General features: G+C 63.0%; 17 protein-coding genes. 7 read left to right on the top strand and 10 right to left on the bottom strand.

The features are described 5' to 3' along the window. Positions 1 to 309 (top strand): methane monooxygenase/ammonia monooxygenase subunit B (locus H156_RS0110975; RefSeq protein WP_026597613.1); only part of this gene is annotated, 309 nt, incomplete at its 5' end. 173 nt (positions 310 to 482) lie between these two features. Here the strand turns inward: H156_RS0110975 and typA are convergent. The 10 genes from typA to def all read right to left on the bottom strand — a co-directional run bounded on the left by typA (position 483) and on the right by def (position 11,810). Next, positions 483 to 2,303, bottom strand: a complete 1,821-nt coding sequence (typA, locus tag H156_RS0110970) for a translational GTPase TypA (protein ID WP_017365605.1) — start codon at positions 2,301 to 2,303, stop codon at positions 483 to 485. Between the two features lie 209 nt (positions 2,304 to 2,512). Continuing rightward, positions 2,513 to 2,905, bottom strand: coding sequence for a rhodanese-like domain-containing protein (locus H156_RS0110965; RefSeq protein ID WP_017365604.1), 393 nt, complete (start codon positions 2,903 to 2,905; stop codon positions 2,513 to 2,515). Next, positions 2,902 to 3,489 carry a class I SAM-dependent methyltransferase gene (locus tag H156_RS0110960; RefSeq protein ID WP_017365603.1) on the bottom strand — a complete coding sequence of 196 codons (588 nt, stop codon included), beginning with the start codon at positions 3,487 to 3,489 and terminating at the stop codon, positions 2,902 to 2,904. Before H156_RS0110960 ends, H156_RS0110965 begins: the two co-directional genes overlap by 4 nt. Before the next feature lie 2 nt (positions 3,490 to 3,491). Continuing rightward, positions 3,492 to 4,865 (bottom strand): Trk system potassium transporter TrkA, encoded by a 1,374-nt coding sequence (gene trkA, locus H156_RS0110955; protein ID WP_017365602.1) that lies wholly within the window; start codon positions 4,863 to 4,865, stop codon positions 3,492 to 3,494. Further along, complete coding sequence (locus H156_RS0110950) at positions 4,865 to 6,232, bottom strand: sigma-54-dependent transcriptional regulator (RefSeq protein WP_010962047.1); 1,368 nt, start codon at positions 6,230 to 6,232, stop codon at positions 4,865 to 4,867. Before H156_RS0110950 ends, trkA begins: the two co-directional genes overlap by 1 nt. Next, positions 6,229 to 8,433: a sensor histidine kinase gene (locus H156_RS0110945; RefSeq protein ID WP_017365601.1), complete on the bottom strand. Its 2,205-nt coding sequence runs from the start codon at positions 8,431 to 8,433 to the stop codon at positions 6,229 to 6,231. The genes H156_RS0110950 and H156_RS0110945 overlap by 4 nt, the downstream gene beginning before the upstream one ends. Next, positions 8,415 to 8,972 carry a DUF4390 domain-containing protein gene (locus H156_RS0110940; protein WP_017365600.1) on the bottom strand — a complete coding sequence of 186 codons (558 nt, stop codon included), beginning with the start codon at positions 8,970 to 8,972 and terminating at the stop codon, positions 8,415 to 8,417. The genes H156_RS0110945 and H156_RS0110940 overlap by 19 nt, the downstream gene beginning before the upstream one ends. Beyond that, positions 8,969 to 10,264 carry a 16S rRNA (cytosine(967)-C(5))-methyltransferase RsmB gene (gene rsmB, locus H156_RS0110935; protein WP_017365599.1) on the bottom strand — a complete coding sequence of 432 codons (1,296 nt, stop codon included), beginning with the start codon at positions 10,262 to 10,264 and terminating at the stop codon, positions 8,969 to 8,971. The genes H156_RS0110940 and rsmB overlap by 4 nt, the downstream gene beginning before the upstream one ends. Further along, positions 10,261 to 11,187 carry a methionyl-tRNA formyltransferase gene (gene fmt, locus H156_RS0110930; RefSeq protein WP_017365598.1) on the bottom strand — a complete coding sequence of 309 codons (927 nt, stop codon included), beginning with the start codon at positions 11,185 to 11,187 and terminating at the stop codon, positions 10,261 to 10,263. Before fmt ends, rsmB begins: the two co-directional genes overlap by 4 nt. 86 nt (positions 11,188 to 11,273) lie before the next feature. Then, positions 11,274 to 11,810, bottom strand: coding sequence for a peptide deformylase (def, locus tag H156_RS0110925; RefSeq protein ID WP_036246424.1), 537 nt, complete (start codon positions 11,808 to 11,810; stop codon positions 11,274 to 11,276). Positions 11,811 to 11,983: 173 nt separating this feature from the next. Between def and H156_RS0110920 the strand changes: the two genes are divergently transcribed. From H156_RS0110920 to H156_RS0110895, 6 genes are all read left to right on the top strand, one after another. After that, a complete protein-coding gene (locus H156_RS0110920; protein ID WP_017365596.1) occupies positions 11,984 to 13,009 on the top strand; it encodes a LysM peptidoglycan-binding domain-containing protein in 1,026 nt (341 codons plus the stop codon). Positions 13,010 to 13,019: 10 nt separating this feature from the next. After that, positions 13,020 to 14,114: a DNA-processing protein DprA gene (gene dprA, locus H156_RS0110915; RefSeq protein WP_017365595.1), complete on the top strand. Its 1,095-nt coding sequence runs from the start codon at positions 13,020 to 13,022 to the stop codon at positions 14,112 to 14,114. A gap of 35 nt (positions 14,115 to 14,149) precedes the next feature. Next, a complete protein-coding gene (locus H156_RS0110910) occupies positions 14,150 to 14,617 on the top strand; it encodes a Smg family protein (protein WP_010962039.1) in 468 nt (155 codons plus the stop codon). A 76-nt stretch (positions 14,618 to 14,693) separates the two neighbouring features. Next, positions 14,694 to 17,000 (top strand): type I DNA topoisomerase, encoded by a 2,307-nt coding sequence (gene topA / locus H156_RS0110905; protein WP_017365594.1) that lies wholly within the window; start codon positions 14,694 to 14,696, stop codon positions 16,998 to 17,000. Between the two features lie 15 nt (positions 17,001 to 17,015). Continuing rightward, positions 17,016 to 17,576 (top strand): L-threonylcarbamoyladenylate synthase type 1 TsaC, encoded by a 561-nt coding sequence (gene tsaC, locus H156_RS0110900; RefSeq protein WP_017365593.1) that lies wholly within the window; start codon positions 17,016 to 17,018, stop codon positions 17,574 to 17,576. 207 nt (positions 17,577 to 17,783) lie between these two features. Further along, positions 17,784 to 19,355, top strand: coding sequence for a flavin monoamine oxidase family protein (locus H156_RS0110895; RefSeq protein WP_017365592.1), 1,572 nt, complete (start codon positions 17,784 to 17,786; stop codon positions 19,353 to 19,355). Positions 19,356 to 19,369 lie beyond the last annotated feature (14 nt).

The raw sequence follows: 19,369 nt of genomic DNA, 5'->3' as shown, positions 1-19,369 counted from the left end.
CGGCTGGGTGAGTTCTACACCGCCTCGGTGCGTTTCCTGGATTCCGACGTGTACAAGGACACCACCGGCTATCCGGAAGACCTGCTGGCCGAAGACGGCCTGAGCGTCAGCGACAACAGCCCGCTGGCTCCGGGTGAGACCCGCACGGTCGACGTGACGGCGTCCGACGCGGCGTGGGAAGTGTACCGTCTGTCCGACATCATCTACGATCCGGACAGCCGTTTCGCCGGTCTGCTGTTCTTCTTCGACGCCACTGGCAACCGCCAGGTCGTCCAGATCGACGCACCGCTGATCCCGTCGTTCATGTAATCGCCTGGGGGAGTCCTTCGGGGCTCCCCTGCCGGCGGTCAACGCCAAAACCCCCGGCCGGCAACGGTCGGGGGTTTTTTATCGGCGGGATTTAGACGTTCAGGGGGCGACGATCGTCAAGCAACAAGGCCCCCACCAGGCCGGGGCCTTGTCGTCGAGCGTCGGCGGCGCCGTCAGCCCTCGGCGGTTCGCGAAGCCTTCTTGCGCTCGTGTTCCTGCAGGAGCTTCTTGCGGATGCGAATGCTCTGAGGGGTCACTTCCACGAGTTCATCGTCGTCGATGAATTCTATCGCCTGCTCGAGAGTGAATTTGATCGCGGGTGTCAAAAGGATGTTTTCGTCGCTGCCCGCTGCCCGGATGTTGGTGAGCTGTTTCGCTTTCGTGGGGTTGACCACCAGATCGTTTCCCCGCGTATGTACGCCCACGACCATGCCCTCGTAGACTTCATCGCCGTGTTCGACGAACAGGCGTCCGCGTTCCTGTAGGTTGAACAGGGAAAACGCCAGCGCTTTACCCGTTGTGTTGGAAATCAGCGCCCCATTGGTCCTCTGCCCAATCGCGCCCCTCTTGATTGGTCCGTAGTGATCGAACACGTGATACAGCAGGCCGGTGCCGGATGTAGTGGTGAGGAATTCGGTTTGAAATCCGATGAGTCCGCGGGAGGGGATGAGGTATTCGAGACGCACGCGTCCTTGCCCATCCGGCACCATGTTACGGAGGTCGCCTTTGCGCTCCCCGAGCTTTTCCATAACAGCGCCCTGATGTGTTTCCTCCACTTCTATCGTCACGAATTCATAGGGCTCACAAGGTTCGCCGTCGATTTCACGAATGATGACCTCAGGTCTGGAAACGGCCAATTCATAGCCCTCTCGCCGCATGTTTTCGATCAAAATCGAAAGATGCAGTTCACCTCGGCCAGAAACCGTGAATTTGTCCGGGTCGGCCGTATCCTCCACCCGCAGTGCGACGTTGTGGATCAATTCGCGGTTCAGCCTGTCCCGAATCTGCCTGGACGTCAAAAACTTGCCTTCCCTTCCCGCGAAGGGCGAATTGTTCACCTGAAAGGTCATGCTCACCGTGGGTTCGTCCACGGTGAGCGGGGGGAGCTGTTCGGCAAACCCGACCGCGCAAAGCGTATCCGAAATCTCGAGCCCCTCGATACCGGTGAAAGCGATGATATCGCCGGCGTTCGCCTCTTCCCTTTCGATGCGCTCCAGACCGTGGAACGCCAGAACCTGGAGAATGCGTGCGGCGCTCTGCCTGCCATCACGCTTGATCAGTGTGACGGGGGTATTCCTCTTGACGGTGCCTCGGGTGATTCTTCCAATGCCAATGACACCCACATACGAATTGTAATCGAGGCTGCTGACCTGCATCTGAAAGGGACCGTCGGTGTCCACGTCGGGCGGTGAGACATGATTCACGATGGCCTCGAACAGCGGCTCAAGCGTGCCTTCCGAGATATCCGGGCTGAGCCCCGCATACCCGTTCAAGGCCGAGCAGTAGATCACCGGGAAATCGAGCTGGGCCTCGGTGGCGCCAAGGCGGTCGAACAGATCGAAGGTCTGATCGAGCACCCAGGCCGCGCGGGCGCCGGGCCGGTCGATCTTGTTGATCACCACGATGGGATGCAGCCCCATGGCGAAGGCTTTCTGGGTGACGAAGCGGGTTTGTGGCATGGGGCCGTCGACGGCGTCGACCAGCAGCAACACCGAGTCGACCATGGAAAGCACGCGCTCGACCTCACCTCCGAAATCGGCGTGGCCGGGCGTGTCGACGATATTGATACGGTAATCCCGCCACTTGATCGCGGTATTTTTTGCCAGAATGGTGATGCCGCGCTCCTTCTCGAGGTCGTTGGAGTCCATGACGCGCTCGCCCACCCGCTCGTGAGCGGCGAAAGTGCCGCTTTGCTGGAGCAGCTTGTCTACCAAGGTGGTTTTTCCGTGGTCGACGTGGGCGATGATCGCTATGTTGCGTAATTTTTCTACCATGTTCCTAAAGGGTGTCGGGTGGGGAAAAAAGAAAGCACCCGGCTTCGGGGCGAAGCCAGGTGCTTGTGAATAAATTGGACCGCGATTCAGCTCGCCGGTTTCATGGGGAGCGACAGCCTCCCCCGATGGAAAAGCCGTCCGGAGGTGTTTGCTCTTTGGCGGGCACGGCCGGTGCGTTCCGCTTCCGGGACAGGCGCATGCTCGGATGGTCAGCTCTGTTCCCAGGGTAAACCTCGATAACGCCAACCTCCTCTCGAGCTTCGATGGCGGCTGTCGTCCAGAGGACCTTCGAAACCTTCGCGGATATTGTACAGTTTCGAGTAGCCGGCCGCTGACAACTGCTCCGCGGCTTCTTGCGACCGCTGTCCGCTCCTGCACAGCAGCAGGACCGGCGTCGCAAGGTCGGGTACGATCTGCCGGACCCCTTCGAGGAAGTCGGGATTGACTAGCCAACCGGGGGCAAATTTCAAGGGAACGTTGTGTGCCCCAGGGGGGTGCCCGATCATCGTGAACTCGATGGGGTCACGCACGTCGATGAGGACGTGCTCGGGATGTTCCAGCATGAACTGCCAGGCGGCGGCGGGGTCGATTTGCTCGATCATGATTCAGGTCTCTGGGCTACAAGAAAAGCTTCGTCACGTTGGCCGGCATCCGGTCGGCCCGTCCGTGCTTCATCCCGGTAATAACGGATCAGCAATCCGTCGAAGAGCCGGATGAGCTCGTTGTCGTGCAGCAGGAAGCGCGGATTGTTGGGGCCGTGGTCGCTGCTCTTGGTCTTCACGAAAGTCTGATAGAACAACAAGCCGCCCGGTTTGAGCGCGCCGACGATCGTCTTCACCAGTGTCCGTTCGAGGAACCGGGTCACGACGATCACCTCGTAACTTCCGTTGGACCATTGGCCTTCCATGACATCGCCGACTTGGGCGTGGATGGGCAGACCTTCCATGCGTGCGGCATGGGCGAGCGCTTCGATTCCCGCCTCGGACAGGTCGATGGCGTCCACCTCGAACCCCCGCCGGGCCAGAAACAGCGCATTGCCTCCGAGTCCGCAAGCGAGGTCCAGCGCTCTACCGCCACCCGGCAGGAGATGCTCGTTCTGGGACAGGACCATGGCGGCATCGGGGAACGGGCCCTTCCATTCCCGATAGATCCGGTCCCACTTTTGCCGGGGCGTCTCAGCGTCCATCGTCAGCCCCGCGGAGAATCTCCCTGAAACATCTGTTCGATGATCGGAATCACCTTCTTGTCGAGCAGGAACATGATGACATGATCCCCTTCTTCTATGACCGTGTCGTGATGGACCTGGATCACCTCTTTGTCTCTGACCAGGGCGCCCATGACCACGCCCGGCGGAATGGGGATGCGGTCGATCGGTATGCCGATCACTTTCGATTTGCCGGGCGTTCCATGTGCGACCGCTTCGAGCGCTTCGGCGGCGCCGTGGCGCAGCGAATGGACCTGGACTACATCGCCCTTGCGGATATGACGGAGCAGGGCGCCTATGGTGGATTGCTGGGGTGAAATGACCAGATCGATCTGGTTGGGATCGACGATGTCCGCATACGCGGCTTTGTTGACGAGGCTGATGACGCGCCGCGCGCCCAGGCGCTTGGCTAGCATTGCCGACAGGATGTTGGCTTCGTCATCGTTGGTAATGGCGCAGAAAATATCAGTGGTTTCGATGTTTTCACTCAGCAACAGTTCCTTGTCGGAAGCGTCTCCCAGCAACACCACGGTATTGGTCAGGTCGCCGGCGATCTTCTTGGCACGGTCGGCGTTTTTCTCGATGACCTTGACCTGATAGCGGTGTTCCAATGCCTGCGCCACCCGCTTGCCGACATGTCCGCCTCCGGCGAACATGAGCCGCCTGTAAGGTTTGTCGAGTTCGCGCAGTTCACTCATCACGTCGCTGATTTCTTCGGACGAGGCCATGAAGAACACTTCGTCGCCGTGTTCTATCGTCTGCCGCCCGTTCGGGATGATGGGACGGGCATTGCGGAAAATGGCGGTGATCCTGGCGTGGACATTGGGCATGTGCTGGTGAAGCTCGCGAATTTCACGGCCGACCAAGGGTCCTCCGGTCAGCGCCCGGACCGATACCAGTCGGATCTGTCCTTCGGCGAAATCCAGGACCTGGGAGGCACCCGGATATTGCAGCAGTCGTTCGATCATCTGGGTGACGATCTGTTCGGGGCTGATGACAACGTCTATGGGTACGCCGTCCTTCGAGAATATTTCCGGGTAGCTCAGATATTCGATGGCGCGCACCCGTGCGATCTTCTTCGGAATGTTGAACAGAGTGTGCGAGATTTGGCAGGCCAGCATGTTGGTTTCGTCATCGCTGGTCACGGCGATGAGCATGTCGGTATCATCCGCGCCTGCGCGTTTTAGCACCGTCGGGTGCGCCGCATTGCCCTGTACGGTGCCGATGTCGAAGCGGTCGTGCAATTCCCGCAGGACACTGGTCTGTTTGTCGACGACGACGATGTCGTTGTCCTCGCTGCAAAGGCTGGCCAGAACGCTCGTGCCGACCTGGCCGGCTCCCAGGATAATGATCTTCATCAGCGCTTGTCTTTGAACTTGATACCCAACGCATTGAGCTTCCGGTATAGATGCGTACGCTCCAGGCCGATGGCCTGGGACAGCCGGGCGACGCTGCCGCCGTATTTGTCCAGATGGTATTCGAGATAGGTCTTTTCGAAACGTTCGCGGGCTTCCTTGAGCGGAAGCTCGAAAAAGTCGGATTTGCCTTCCGCTTTCAGGGCGTCGGTCGTGCCGCCGAGGATGGATTTGACCTCCTCCAGTGAGACTTCTTCGCCGCTGCCCAGAATCAACAGCCGCTGGACCAGGTTTTTCAACTCCCGGACGTTGCCGTGCCAGGCGTAGTGACGTAAAAAATTTTGCACCGAGACCGGAAAACGCCGAAAGGGGAGCTTCTCCCGGCTGACGAAATAGTCCACATAAAACCGGAGCAATTCAGGGACGTCCTCACTGTGTTCCCGAAGTGGCGGAATCCTGAGCGTGACGGTATTCAGCAGATAGAACAGTTCCCGGCGGAAAAGCCCGGCGCGGACCGCATCGTCCAGGGGCACATGCGTCGATGCAACCAGCCGGAAATCGGTATGGATGGGTTCGGTGCCGCCGACGCGGTAAAACACGCCGGTTTCCAGCGCCCCCAGGAGGCGGACCTGGGTCTCCGGTTCGAGATCGGAGACATCCTCGAGAAACAGCGTGCCTCCGTGCGCCTGTTCCAGCAGTCCCCTGCGGATTTTTCCATTGTTTTCGCTGCCGAAGAATTCGATGGCGGATGCAGCGGGCGAAACGGTGCCGGCGGCCACTTCCACGAAAGGGCCGGAACGGCGCGAGCTGTGGGCATGCAGGTAACGCGCGGCGGTTTCTTTGCCACTGCCGGCCTCTCCGACCAAAAGAACCCGTGCATCGTGCTGGGCGATGCGTTTGATCTGCTCCCGTAGCAGTTCCATCGACGCGCTCTTGCCCACCAGTTCCATGGGCGCCGTTTCGGCTGCGCGCTTCACTCCCACGGTTTCGTGCCTCAAGCGGACCGACTCCAGTGCTCGCTCCACGGTGATCAAAAGTTTCGCCATCGAGATCGGCTTTTCCAGCACGTCATGGGCGCCTAGCCGGGTAGCCTCTATGGCGGTTTCGACCGTGGCATGCCCGGACATCATGATGACGGGACAGTCGATCGCTCCGCTTTCCAGCCATTCCCGCAGCAATGAAATACCGTCCTCGTCCGGCATCCAGATATCCAGCAGAACCAGGTCGGGCCGATGTTCCTGGACGGCCTGGCGGGCCGCGGCCCCGTTGTCGGCGGCGACCACCGTGTAGCCTTCGTCGGTGAGGATGTCCCGTACCAGTCCCCGGATGTCGGGCTCGTCATCGACGACCAATATGCAGCCTTGATTCATGATTTCCCTCCAGAGTTCCCGCCATTTGCTTCGGCTCCAAGGTCTGTTTCTGGGACGGGGAACCGGATGATGAAACCGGCGCCCTGCCGGAGTCCGTTTTCCACGCGGATGGTCCCGCCGTGTTCTTCGATGATCTTTTTGACGATCGCAAGTCCCAGACCGGTGCCCTTGGTTTTGGTGGTGACATAGGGTTCGAAGATCCGATCCGCCTGCTCCTTCGGAATGCCGGGGCCATTGTCTCGGACGGTCAGTTGCACGAAGGCTTCGCCCTGATCGACCGTCTTGCGAAGAATAAAGCACATCTTACCTTGTGTGGACGGCGTCAGGGCTTCCTGCGAATTCTTGATGAGATTGTGCAGGACTTGACGCAGTTGCAGCGGGTCGCCCGAAATCCTGGGCAGGCTCGGTTCTTCATCGATTTCGAAACTCATGCCGGATTGCGGCGGGTACAACGCCACCACTTCTTCCACGATTTCGGCCAGCGCGACTCGCCGGAGCTGGATGGTCGAGGATCTCGCATATTCGGCGAAGGCATTGACCATGGCTTTCAGTGCCTCGACCTGATGCACGATGGTGCGGGTCGAACGGTCCAGGATTTCCGCGTCGCGCTCGTCGAGCCGGCTGGCCAGCTTGTGATGCAGACGTTCGGCAGAGAGCTGGATTGGGGTGAGCGGATTTTTGATTTCGTGGGCCAGCCGTCGGGCGACCTCGCTCCAAGCCGCCTGGCGCTGGGCGAGGATCAATGCCGTCACGTCTTCGAATACCACCACGGCGCCGAGTTTATCGCCGTTGCCATTGAACAGGAGGGTGCCATGGCAGTAGAGCTCTCGCCGACCCGAGGGACCGACGAAGGACATTTCCCCCTCCCAGTTACCGGTGCCTTTTTCCAGCCAGCGCTCGATACGTTCCAGCGTTTCGGTGAGATAGGGATGGTCGGTTTTGAGCCGGGAGAGCGGGAGACCCAGGTAGTCGTGGGCGGGAACGTGCAGGATCTCGTCCACTGCGTGGTTCGCGGTGAGAAGCCGGGATTCTTTGTCGAAGCTGAGCACGCCCGAGGAGAGGTTGGACAGCACGGTTTCGAGATAGGCGCGCTGGCGCTCGACTTCGAGCCGCGACAATCGGGCCTCCTCACTGGCCTGGGCGAGTTTTTCGGTCATCGTGTTGAACGACTCGACCAGGAAACCGAGTTCGTCTTTCGCCCGCACTACGAGGCGCTGGCCGTAGCGGCCTTCGGCGACTGCGCGCGTCCCCTGGGCCAGCCGTCGCACCGGTGCGACGATGCGGCGGATGCTCACGAATGCGACCCAGATGGCCGCCAGGAGGCTGAGCAGCAGCACCAACGACAGCGTGAGGATGAATGTGTGCTTGAGGGAACTGCGGAGGAACCCGAGTTCCTTGTAGTGAACATAGGCCGCTTCGACCGTGCTGGCCAGCTGGGAGATGCGCAGTGGTACCGGGAACACGGCCTGCAGAAACAGAGGGTCGTCGGAGGGGATGGCCACGACGGCGCGGATCTGCAGATTGCCGTCCGGGTTGGGTTCCAGCCGGATAAAGGATTTGCCGTGTTTCACCCGGAGCAGAACCCCGGTATCCGGCAGGTCGGGGAGGATGAAGCCCAGCTGAGAGCCGCCGGCGGCGATGATCCGCCCTTGCCGGGAAAACACCGTGAACTCACCTTCGCCCAGCTCGTCCCGAAGTTCGGTCAGGCGCAAGGGATATTCCATGATCGGGGCGAGCTGCAATTTGGCGGCCGCCTGTTCGGTTTGGTGCAGCATGGTGCGCATCCGCTCGTCGATTGCCGCCCGCCCCAGCTCCAGCGCGTCCTCCATGGCCTGATCGATGCGGACGTCGAACCAACTGTCGATGCTTTGTTTGAGAAACTGCATGGAGTAATAGAACACGATGGATGCCGGTGCCAGGCTGAGCAGGACGAACAGAAACGCCATGCGGGCCGTCAGATGGGAGCCGGCCGCGCGTCTGGCGAGCTGGCGGAGGAGTCCGTACACATTGACGACGACCAGCGTCAGTAACAGGATCGAACCGACCGAATTGATGAGGACCAGCAGCGAGTACATGCTGCCGAGCTGCGGCGAGCTCTGCGTGGCAGAACTCATCAGGTGCAGCGAAGCGACGATGGCCGTGAACAACGTGATCACGACCAGGCTGAGCGGCAGGCGGATTCTCAGTTTGCGAATGACCATCGGTACCAGGGGCTGTTCAGATGCCACTGGGGGGAGAGATAGGCGGTGGGACGTAACGGCAGGGGGAGTGACTCGATGTCCAGCGTCACCGAGAGGGCAGCGTGGTAGTCGCCGCTGTCGAACGGTCGAGGAGCCCGAACCGGCAGGTTTCTGATCCGCCCCAATTCCTCGAGGAGGGCGCGCAGCGTGGCGAAGTTTTCGGTCACTCCGGATTCCGCCGCCGTCAGCTGATAGGCGCGTGCCAAGGGGTGATAGCGTATGGTCCGCCGATGGTTCTCGGAGATCACGGTCTCATCCCACCACCAGGGTCTGGCTCGCTTTACCCGGAGACGCAGGACCAGGGTCAGGGGGACGCCGTTCTGCATGGCCTCGACGGCGGTTTCATTGAAATGGTAGTCGATGTCGGCATCGAGTCCCCAGGAGCGGTCCTCATGCTGAAACAGCTCGGCACGGCGCACGGTGAACCCAGGCTCGGCATTCCAGCCCGCCAGGGGGGCGAGAAGGCCGAACAGGGCCAGCCAGCCGGCGAACCTGTTCATCCCGTCTTGCGCAACAGGGCATAGTAGAAGCCGTCCATGCCGGATTCGCCGGTGAGAATCTGGCGGCCGTGGCGCAAGGGGATACCCCAGGCCGCGGGGGGCGGCAGTTCGGCCGCATCGTCGTGGGCTTCCAGAAAGCGGCTCATCTGCGCTTCGTTCTCGGCGCGAATGACCGAACAGGTGGCGTAGACCAGGATGCCGCCCGGTTTGAGCAGGGGCCAAGCGGCAGTGAGTATGGCTGCCTGAAGTTCGTTGAGTGTGTCGAGATCGACGGCCTGCCGCAGCAGCTTGATGTCGGGGTGGCGCCGGATGACGCCGGTTGCCGAACAGGGCGCATCGAGCAGGATGCGGTCGAAGGGCCGGCCGTCCCACCACGATTCCGGCGAGCGGGCATCGCCGGTGACCACCGCGGCGGACAGTCTTTCCCGTTCCAGATTTTCGCGGATGCGCGCGCACCGCTCGGCATCGCTGTCCACAGCGACGGCTTCGATGTCTCCCCGGCTGAGTTCGAGCATGTGCAGCGTCTTTCCGCCGGGAGCGGCACATAGGTCCAGAACCCGTTCGCCAGGCTCGGCCCCCACCAGCGGCGCTGCCAGCTGGGCTGCTTCATCCTGGACCGATACCCGTCCCTCGGCGAACCCCGGCAAGGCGTCGACCGGGACCGGCGATCCGAGGGTCAGCCCCCAGGGCGAGTGGCGGCAGGGACGGGCCGCGATGCCGGCCTCGGTGAGTCGGGCGAGGTAGCCGGCGCGATCGTTCATGAGGGGGTTGACGCGGAGCGTCATCGGCGGCGGCAGGTTGTTCTGCTGCACCAGGGTTTCCCACTGTTCGGGCCAGTCGGCGGCAAGCCGGTCGCGCAGCCAGGCGGGGTGGGCGTCCCGGCTCTCGGGGTCCTGCAATGCCCGGCTCTCCAGTTCTTCCTTGCGGCGCAGATAGTTCCTCAGAATGGCGTTGAGCAAGGGTTTCGCCCAGCTTTTCCGACCGGCGGCCTCGACCGTTTCCGAAACCGCGGCATGAGGTTTGACGTTCATGCTGCGCAGCTGATGGAGTCCGATCAGGGCCAGCAGCCGGATTTCCGGGTCGCGGATCGGTTTGGTCGCGAGTCTGCCGAGCAGAAAATCCAGGGTCTCGAAGGCGCGAAGTACGCCATAGCACAGTGATTGGACGAAGGCCCGGTCGCGGGCATCCGGCAGCGAGGGAAGCCGTTTCCCCAGCGCCCAGGTCAGCGAATGCCGGTCAACGACGACGTCGTGAAGCGCCGCTGCGGCCAGCGTGCGGCTTTTGGCCGTCATGTCCCCAGCCGTTTTCCGGCCAGCGCGTGGGCGTTGAGGAAGTCTTTGGCGCTCATCCGCCGCTTCCCCGGAGGTTGGACTTCGAGGATGCGCAGGGCACCCCGTCCACAGGCCACATCGAGGTTTTTCGTGCAGGCGATGATGGAACCGGGCGGGGCGTCAGGGGCGGGGTCCAGAACCTGTGCCGACCAGATCCGCAGTACCGTTCCCTCCAGGGTCGTTTCCGCCACCGGCCAGGGATTGAACGCGCGCACCCGGCGGCTGAGGCTGGTCGCATCCTTTTGCCAGTCCAGGCGGGCTTCGGACTTTTCGATCTTTTCGGCGTAGGTGACCTGGCTCTCGTCCTGAATCTCACCGACCAGGCGGTCGGCCGCCAGCCCGGGCAGCAGTTCGATCAGCAGTTCGGCCCCGAGGCCGGCGAGGCGGTCATGCAAGCTGGCGGTGGTGTCGTCGTCGCCGATCGAGCAGCTCCGCTTGCCCAGCATAGGGCCGGCGTCCAGGCGCGGCTCGATGCGCATGAGGGTGACGCCGGTTTCCCGATCGCCGGCGAGAATGGCCCGCTGGATCGGAGCTGCGCCGCGCCAGCGTGGCAGCAGGGAGGCATGGATGTTGACGCAGCCGAACCGGGGAACGGTCAGAACCGGCGTCGGCAGGATCAGACCGTAGGCCACCACCACCATCAGATCCGGCTCCAGGGCGACCAGTCGTTCCCGCTCCTCCGGCCCTTTCAGCGATGCCGGCTGGAACACGGGAAGGCCGTGCTCGATCGCGAGTCGCTTGACCGGGCTGGGCGCGATTTTGCGGCCGCGGCCGGCGGGCCGGTCGGGTTGAGTATAGACGGCACACGGCGGGTGGCCCGACGCGATCAAGGCCCGCAGGGTCGGGACGGCGAACTCCGGGGTGCCGGCGAATACGATTCTCATGGGGCCGTTGCTACGGTTGGGCGGATGCGGTCTGCTTTGGCCGCAGGCGGGGGATCAGCGTTCTTCGCTCCAGCGCGGGAGGGTGGTCAGACGGCTGCCGCAGTGCGCGGAGCCCTGTTGATCTCCCTCAGGCGCCGTTCTTTCTGGAGTTTCTTGCGTGCCATCTGGCGCTTCAGGGTGGAAAGATGGTCCAGGAACAGCTTGCCTTCCAGGTGATCCATCTCGTGCTGGATACAGACGGCCAACAGTCCCTCCGCCGACATTTCGAAGAATTCGCCGTTGCGGTCCTGGGCGCGGACGCGGACCGACTCGGCTCGGACCACTTTTTCGAAAATCCCGGGCACCGACAGGCAGCCTTCCTCCATCTCGCCGTTCCCCTGTTTTTCGAGCAGCTCCGGGTTGATCAGGCAAAGCGGCGCATCTTTCTCCTCGGAAACGTCGATGACGAGGATGCGCTTGTGCACGTTGACCTGGGTGGCTGCCAGGCCGACGCCGGGTGCTGCATACATGGTCTCGAACATATCGTCGACGGTCCGGCGCAGGGTGTCGTCGAACACTTCGACCGGTGCGGCCTTTTTGCGCAAACGTTCGTCAGGAAATTCGAGAATGGATAGAATGGTCACGGTGGCCTCTTCCGCCGGGCAGGCGGGAAACATAGCTGCTCGAGCAGGGAGGATTCTAACGAATTCCGCCGGGAGAATGAATCCAAGGCCTGATGCAGCGGGAAATACGTCATCTTGAACGGTAAGACAGGCAAACTCGGCTCCAGTTTCCTCCCGATGCCGCGAGAATACTCATGACCGCCAAGGTCGCAGCCGGCTTGGCGCTGCTCTTCGCCTGCGCCGTGACACCGGCAGCCGAGATCGTCCTCAATCCGGACCATCCGGATCGCTACCTGGTGCAGGCGAACGACACGCTCTGGGACGTCGCTTCCCGCTTTCTGCAGAATCCGGCACAGTGGTCCGAGGTGTGGTACCGGAACCCGGTCTTGGGCAACCCCGACCAGATTTATCCGGGCGACGTGCTCGTGCTCCGCCAGGGGGCCGGCGGGCCACGGATCGAGCTCGAAACCGCCCCGACCGTCCCATTGAGTCCCGTCATCCGGGTGACTCCGCTGGCGCGGGAGGTCCCGGTCATTCCGGAGGACGCCATCCGGGCCTTCCTGACCCGGCCCAGGGTCTTGGACAACGCCGACGCCGACACCCTCCCTTACGTCGTCGGGTTTCCGGACGAGCACATCTCCGGCGGCGCCGGTTACGGCCTCTATGCGCGAGGAGTCAGAGAAGCCAAGGGCAGCGTTTTGGCGGTCGTGCGGCCGGGTCCCGCCTATCGCGATGGCGTCACTGAAGAGGTGCTCGGCTATGAAGCCTTGTATATCGGGGACGCGCAGGTGCGCAGTGCCGGCGAGCCGGCGGAGCTTCTGCTGCTCCGTGCCGAGCGGGAGGTCGTGATCGGTGACCGCCTGCTGGCCGTCGAGCCGCAAGAGCTGACGACCTCGTACACGCTGCATGCTCCGGCGAAGCCGGTCGCCGGCCGGATCGTCGCTGTGCGCGATGGCGTGACCCAGATCGGGCAATACCAGGTGATCGTGCTGGATCGGGGCGGCAGGGACGGCCTGGAGGTCGGGCACGTGCTCGACATCTACCGTGAAGCCGATACGATCAAAGACTACGTCGCCGGCGGTTTCGGGAACGTGGTCGAGACGCCGCCGGACCGGTCGGGTTCGCTGGTGGTCTTCCGATCCTTCGAGCGCATCAGTTATGCGCTGGTCATGAAGGCCGTGAGGGCGATGCACATCGGTGACATCGTGAAATCTCCGTAACGACGGTCCGATGACAGAGGAGGCCCTGCGCTGTTGGCTGGCCCTGGTGCGGCTACCTGGAGTCGGGCCGCGCCGCGCGGTGTCGCTGCTGGAGCGGTTCGGCTCGGTCTGCGCGGTATTCGCACAGCCGCGGGATTCCTACGGAGGGCTGCGCTTGAGCGGGGAGGCTCTGGATCGTCTGATGCGCCCCCGCTGGGAGGAGGTCGAGGCGGATCTCGCCTGGCTGTCGCAGCCGGGACATGGCTGCCTCACCCTGCACGACCGCGAATACCCGGCTTTGCTGCGCGAGATCGCCGATCCACCGGTGTTGCTTTTCACGCGAGGCGATGCCACCGTGCTGCGGCGCAAGCAGATCGCCATCGTCGGCAGCCGCAATCCCACGGCCATGGGGGAACGGACGGCGAGACGTTTCGCCGCGGCCTTGTCCCGGGCCGGTCTGGTGGTTACCAGCGGTCTGGCAGCGGGAATAGATGCTGCCGGGCATGAGGGCGCCTTGGAGGCCGGAAGTGCGACCGTCGCCGTGTTCGGATGCGGGCCGGACCGTGTTTATCCGTCCCGGCACCAGCGCCTGGCCGATGCCATCGTGGGCAGCGGCGGAGTCCTCGTGTCCGAAGCCCCCCCGGGCACTCCGCCGAGCCGGGAGGGATTCCCGCGCCGTAACCGCATCATCAGCGGCCTCAGTCTCGGCGTGCTGGTGGTGGAGGCGGCGCTGCAATCGGGCTCGCTCATCACCGCGCGTCAGGCGATGGAACAGGGGCGCGAGGTCTTCGCCATTCCCGGTTCGATTTTCGACCCCCTGGCTCGGGGCTGCAATGCCTTGATCCGAGAAGGAGCCAAACTGGTGGAATCGGTGCCGGACATCCTCGAGGAGCTCGGCGCGCTGGCGGGCTTCGTGGATCGTCAGGAGCGTCTGCCTGCCGTTCCGCCGGCGGACGCGGAGGCCGCGCGGATTCTGGCGCATATTGCCTATGCGCCGACGTCCGTGGATACTCTAGTCGCGGCAACAGGTTATACAGCGAACCTCATCGCCTCGAAACTCGTCCTGCTCGAGATGGAGGGCCATGTGGCGGCTGCGCCGGGCGGCGGATACTGCCGTATAAAGTAGGGAGTGTCCCGACGCTCCCCCACTCGAGAGGGCCAATGAAAGAAAATGTGTTTGATGTGTTGATCTACCTGTTCGAAAACTATCTGGACCGCGATACGGAGCAGGCGCCTGATCCCGATGAGATGCGGACCGAACTGTTGGAGGCGGGTTTCCCGCAGCGGGAGATCAATCGGGCGTTCGACTGGCTGGAGACGCTGGGTGCCCAGCAGCCGATGCGGGCGGCCTCCCTCCCGGCGTTCCGTATCTTTTCGTCGGAAGAGCTGGCCAAGCTGGACGTGGAATGCCGCGGCTTCCTGATGTTCCTGGAACAGAACGGCATTCTGACCGCGGCGAGCAGGGAAGTGGTCATTGATCGCCTCATGGCTTTGAACGAGGAAATCATATCGCTCGAAAACTTGAAATGGGTGGTCTTGATGGTGCTGTTCAGCCAGCCCAGCGAGGAGGTCGCGTTCGCGCGGATGGAAAATCTCGTTTATGAAAGTTTTCCCGGCTATATCCACTAACGCCCGGCTGACAGCTCCGGCCGCGACGCCGCGACCCGTTCCGGGAGCTGCCGTCTGAGGCGGGTTTCATACATTCATGGCTCAGCATCTCGTCATCGTCGAATCGCCGGCCAAGGCCCGGACGATCGAAAAATATCTCGGCAAGTCTTTCCAGGTCTATGCCTCCTACGGGCATGTGAGGGACTTGATTCCCAAGGAAGGCGCGGTCGACCCCGACCACGACTTTTCGATGAAGTACGCAATCATCGAGAAGAACAGGAAACACGTGCAGGCGATTTCCAAGGCCATGGAAAAAGCCGATGCGCTGTACCTCGCGACCGACCCCGACCGCGAGGGCGAGGCGATTTCCTGGCATCTCTATGAATTGCTGAAGGAACAGCAGGTTCTCGACAGCAAGCCGGTCCATCGCGTGGTGTTCCACGAAATCACCAAGCGCGCCATCACCGAAGCCGTCGAAAACCCCAAAACGCTCTCGACCGATCTCATCCACGCCCAGCAGGCCCGGCGGGCGCTCGATTACCTGGTCGGTTTCAAGCTTTCACCGCTGTTGTGGAAGAAGATCCGGCGCGGATTGTCTGCGGGGCGCGTGCAAAGCCCGGCGTTGCGGATGATCGTGGAGCGCGAACTCGAAATCGAGCGCTTCGAGGTCCAGGAGTACTGGACCATCGAGGCGGCGATCCAGACCGAAGACCAGGCACTTTCGGCCCGCCTGACCCATCTGGCCGGCGAGAAGCTGGAGCAGTTCAGCATCGTCAACGAGGCGCAGGCGCAGGCCACGCGGCAGAGTCTGCTGGACCAGGCCCGCGGCAAATTGCGGGTAGTCCGGGTCGAGGAGAGGGAACGCAAGCGCAATCCTGCCGCGCCTTTCACGACCTCGACCCTGCAGCAGGAAGCGGCCAGGAAGCTCGGCTTCACCACCCGCCGGACCATGACCGTGGCCCAGCAGCTTTATGAGGGTATCGACCTGGGCGGCGAGGCGGTGGGGCTCATCACCTACATGCGTACCGATTCGGTCAATCTCGCCCAGGAGGCCGTCCAGGAATTGCGCGCGCTGATCGAGTCGCGCTATGGCAAGGACAATTTGCCCGCGCAGCCGCGGCTTTACAAAACCAAGAGCAAAAATGCCCAGGAAGCACACGAGGCGATCCGTCCGACTTCGGCGTTCCGGACGCCGGAGTCGGTCAAGGCACATCTGACGCCGGATCAGTTCAAGCTCTACAGCCTGATCTGGAAGCGCAGCGTGGCCTGTCAGATGGTCCATGCCACCTTGAACACCGTCACCGTGGACTTCGCCTGCGGCAGCGTCGACAACCTGTTCCGCGCCACCGGTTCGACGGTGATCCATCCGGGCTTCATGTCGGTGTACCGGGAAGGACGGGACGACATGCCGGAGGAAAGCGACGAAATCTATCTGCCCAAGCTGGTGGAAGGGCAGGAAGTCGACCTGAAGGACGTGACTCCTTCGCAGCATTTCACCGAGCCGCCGCCCCGCTACACCGAGGCCAGTCTGGTCAAGGCGCTGGAGGAATACGGCATCGGCCGGCCGTCGACCTACGCGACCATCATTTCGACGCTGCAGCAGCGGCATTACGTCGAGCTGGAAAACAAACGCTTCCGTCCCACCGATCTGGGGCGGGTGGTGAACAAGTTCCTGACGGAGCATTTCAACCGCTACGTGGACTACAACTTCACCGCCAACCTCGAAGACGACCTGGATGCGGTGTCGCGGGGTGAGAAGGACTGGATTCCGCTGATGCGGGAATTCTGGGGACCCTTCCATGCCCTGATCGGCGAGAAGGATGAAAGCCTGAAACGGGCCGACGTGACGCACGAGGCGATCGACGAGAAATGCCCGGAATGCGGAAGCCCGCTTTCGATCCGGCTGGGGCGCAACGGCCGGTTCGTCGGCTGCACCAACTATCCGCAATGCAAATACACGCGGAATCTGGCCGGCAAAGAGTCGGAGCAAACCGAGCCCGAGGTCGTGGAGGGAAGGCAGTGTCCCAAATGCCATTCGCCGCTCGTCATCAAGACCGGGCGCTATGGCCGCTTCATCGGCTGCAGCGGCTACCCCGCCTGCCGCCACATCGAACCGCTGGAGAAACCCACCGACACCGGCGTGCCCTGCCCCGAATGCGGACAGGGGACCCTGACCAAGCGCAAGTCCCGCTTCGGCAAACTGTTTTACTCCTGTTCGACTTATCCCAAATGCAGCTATGCGGTGTGGAATCCGCCGATCGCCGAGGCCTGCCCCGCCTGTCAGTGGCCCGTGCTCACACTGAAGACCACCAAGCGCCGCGGCACCGAGAAAGTCTGCCCGCGCAAGGAGTGCGGTTATGCGGCGCCCTACGAGGGTGAGCCGTTGACCGATTTCGCTGCCTGAGCATCGGTTCCGCGCATGGGCTGGATTTCCGGCTTCCGCCTGAGGCTTGCCGCGAATGCGCTGCGCAACGGCCGGATCGTGGCCTACCCCACCGAGGCCGTTTACGGTCTGGGATGTGATCCGTTCAATGAGGATGCCGTCCGCAAGCTGCTGGCGCTCAAGCGCCGCAGCCAGACCAAGGGCCTGATCCTGATCGCGGCGGATGTGGAAGCCGTCGAGTCACTGGTCGACCTGGCCCGCGTGCCGCTCGGCGCCGAGGTCCGCGCGGGCTGGCCCGGTCCCACGACCTGGCTGATCCCGCCCCGCCCGGGCATTCCCGACTGGCTGCGCGGTGCCCATGATTCCCTGGCGGTCCGCGTCACCGCTCATCCCGTGGCGGCGGCGTTGTGCCGCGTTTTCGGCGGGGCGATCGTGTCGACCAGCGCCAATCTGTCTGGACACCGGCCCGCTCGAACTCCCGTGCGGCTGTGGTGCCAGTTTCCCCGGCGGGCGATCCATTTCCTGCCCGGCCGCCTCGGCGGCGCCGTTCGTCCCACCGCCATCTTCGACGCCATGAGCGGGCGGCGTATCCGCTGAGCGGCGTCTGTCGCAGATCCGACAAAGGCGCGTCCAGGCGCCGCCCGAATGTCGAAATCAGCCGGCACGGATGCTTCCGGCAGGATCGTACCGGAGCCTGCGAATCCCGCCAGACCACGGTCTTCGGAGCTCTTCGCGCACTCGCCGAGGCGATGGAACGCTGTTTGCTGGGAATCGTCAGACGATCCCGGAATGTGAGGAGCCACCATGCTCGAAATTGCCATCGTCGGCGGCGGACTGTGCGGCTTGGCGCTTGCGCAGGGCCTCGAGGCCAGGCGGTGCGACTTTGCCCTGTTCGAGGCTCGCGGCCGTCTGGGCGGACGCATCCTGTCGGTGCATAGCGAAAAGGCCGGGATGGCGCTGGACCTCGGGCCCGCCTGGTTCTGGCCGGATATTCAGCCGCGCATGTTCGAGCTGGTGACCGATCTCGGCTTGCGCAGCTTTCCCCAGCACGATACGGGGGAAGTCCTTTACCTCACCGATCACGACAGTGCGCCGGATACACTGAGCCGGCCCGGTCTGCACGGGGGCGCCCAGCGTGTCGAAGGCGGCATGGCGAGCCTGGTGGCGGCGTTGAGCCAGCGCCTTTCTCCCCAAGCATTGAGGCTGGGTCATGAGCTGACCGCCGTGACCGACCGCGGCGATCACGTGGAACTGTGCTTCGTCCATGGCGGGAAAACCATCGTCGTCGCCGCGCGCCGGGCGGTGCTGGCGTTGCCGCCGCGCCTGGTCGATGAGCGCATCCGTTTCGAGCCGGCCCTGGACGGCAAGGTACTCGAAGCCTTGCGTGACACCTATACCTGGATGGCCGACCAGGCCAAGGCACTGGTGGCTTACGACAAGCCGTTCTGGCGCACGGCAGGCCAGTCGGGAAATGCTTTCGTCCGGCATGAGCATGTTGTTCTGGGCGAAATCTTCGATGCCTGTGACGCCAACGCCATGCGGGCCGCCCTGGGCGGCTTCGTGGCACTGCCCCCGGCGGCGAGGGTCGCGTTGTTGCCGGGCATGCCCATGTTGGTTTCGAGCCAGATGGTACAGGTCTTCGGCAGTGCGGCCGAGCATGGCGAGCTGCACTTCCAGGACTGGGCGGCGGAGCCCTATACCTGCAGCCGGAGGGATCACGTGCCGCTGGACAACCAGCCGGAATATGGCCACCCTCTGTTGCGGCGGCCGCAATGGGGGGGGCGGCTGCATTTCGGTGGTTCCGAGACCGCGAGCTACGGCGGCGGCTACCTCGAAGGCGCACTGGAGGCGGCCGCCCGGCTCCAGAGGGGCCTCATCGTGGAGCAGTCTCCGCTCGCAGCGGCTGGCGGGTGGAACGAGCAGGCTGTTGCCGGCTTCGGCGAGTGGGTGGCTGCTCAGCGCGGGGTCGCGCTCGAACGCTACAAACGTCTGGTCCATCAGAATCTCGCGAGCCAGCGTGCCGAGCAGCTCACTCAGCGGGCCGTGCTCGGCGTCATGGAGCAGCTTTACAGCGAAGCCTTGGCAAGACTCGACGGGCTTTCCTTCCATCCCCCTGCCGGAAGTATCGAGACCGGCCTCGCGGCACTGGCGCAAGACCTGCTGGCGCCCTTCGTCGGTTTCAACAAGTTCCTGCTCGATGAAGCCATTGCATTCAATGGCAGTTCCTGTGCACTGTCCAATTTTCCGTCCGAGTGCCGGCCTTCGTCCGACTATCTGGAAACCACGGCGCGCGATCTGGCGGCCGCCTGGCGTGAGTTCGCCTACGACGTGAACGTCCTCCTGGCGGGCCGCTTCATCGTGCGGACGGCGGCATGATGGAGGAGCGCCCG

Source organism: Methylococcus capsulatus str. Texas = ATCC 19069 (assembly GCF_000424685.1).
Classification (GTDB): Bacteria; Pseudomonadota; Gammaproteobacteria; order Methylococcales; family Methylococcaceae; genus Methylococcus; species Methylococcus capsulatus.
The sequence above is the reverse complement of the archived record's forward strand: the minus strand, read 5'-3'. Positions and strand labels throughout refer to the sequence as shown.

What these genes read in the sequence shown, in the direction of transcription:
- dprA (WP_017365595.1), top strand. Translation starts at nt 13,020, where the DNA reads ATGACAGAGGAGGCCCTGCGCTGTTGGCTGGCCCTGGTGCGGCTACCT.
- H156_RS0110965 (WP_017365604.1), bottom strand. Translation starts at nt 2,905, where the DNA reads ATGATCGAGCAAATCGACCCCGCCGCCGCCTGGCAGTTCATGCTGGAA.
- trkA (WP_017365602.1), bottom strand. Translation starts at nt 4,865, where the DNA reads ATGAAGATCATTATCCTGGGAGCCGGCCAGGTCGGCACGAGCGTTCTG.
- H156_RS0110945 (WP_017365601.1), bottom strand. Translation starts at nt 8,433, where the DNA reads ATGGTCATTCGCAAACTGAGAATCCGCCTGCCGCTCAGCCTGGTCGTG.
- H156_RS0110950 (WP_010962047.1), bottom strand. Translation starts at nt 6,232, where the DNA reads ATGAATCAAGGCTGCATATTGGTCGTCGATGACGAGCCCGACATCCGG.
- topA (WP_017365594.1), top strand. Translation starts at nt 14,694, where the DNA reads ATGGCTCAGCATCTCGTCATCGTCGAATCGCCGGCCAAGGCCCGGACG.
- fmt (WP_017365598.1), bottom strand. Translation starts at nt 11,187, where the DNA reads ATGAGAATCGTATTCGCCGGCACCCCGGAGTTCGCCGTCCCGACCCTG.
- H156_RS0110940 (WP_017365600.1), bottom strand. Translation starts at nt 8,972, where the DNA reads ATGAACAGGTTCGCCGGCTGGCTGGCCCTGTTCGGCCTTCTCGCCCCC.
- H156_RS0110910 (WP_010962039.1), top strand. Translation starts at nt 14,150, where the DNA reads ATGAAAGAAAATGTGTTTGATGTGTTGATCTACCTGTTCGAAAACTAT.
- typA (WP_017365605.1), bottom strand. Translation starts at nt 2,303, where the DNA reads ATGGTAGAAAAATTACGCAACATAGCGATCATCGCCCACGTCGACCAC.
- tsaC (WP_017365593.1), top strand. Translation starts at nt 17,016, where the DNA reads ATGGGCTGGATTTCCGGCTTCCGCCTGAGGCTTGCCGCGAATGCGCTG.
- H156_RS0110920 (WP_017365596.1), top strand. Translation starts at nt 11,984, where the DNA reads ATGACCGCCAAGGTCGCAGCCGGCTTGGCGCTGCTCTTCGCCTGCGCC.
- rsmB (WP_017365599.1), bottom strand. Translation starts at nt 10,264, where the DNA reads ATGACGGCCAAAAGCCGCACGCTGGCCGCAGCGGCGCTTCACGACGTC.
- H156_RS0110895 (WP_017365592.1), top strand. Translation starts at nt 17,784, where the DNA reads ATGCTCGAAATTGCCATCGTCGGCGGCGGACTGTGCGGCTTGGCGCTT.
- H156_RS0110960 (WP_017365603.1), bottom strand. Translation starts at nt 3,489, where the DNA reads ATGGACGCTGAGACGCCCCGGCAAAAGTGGGACCGGATCTATCGGGAA.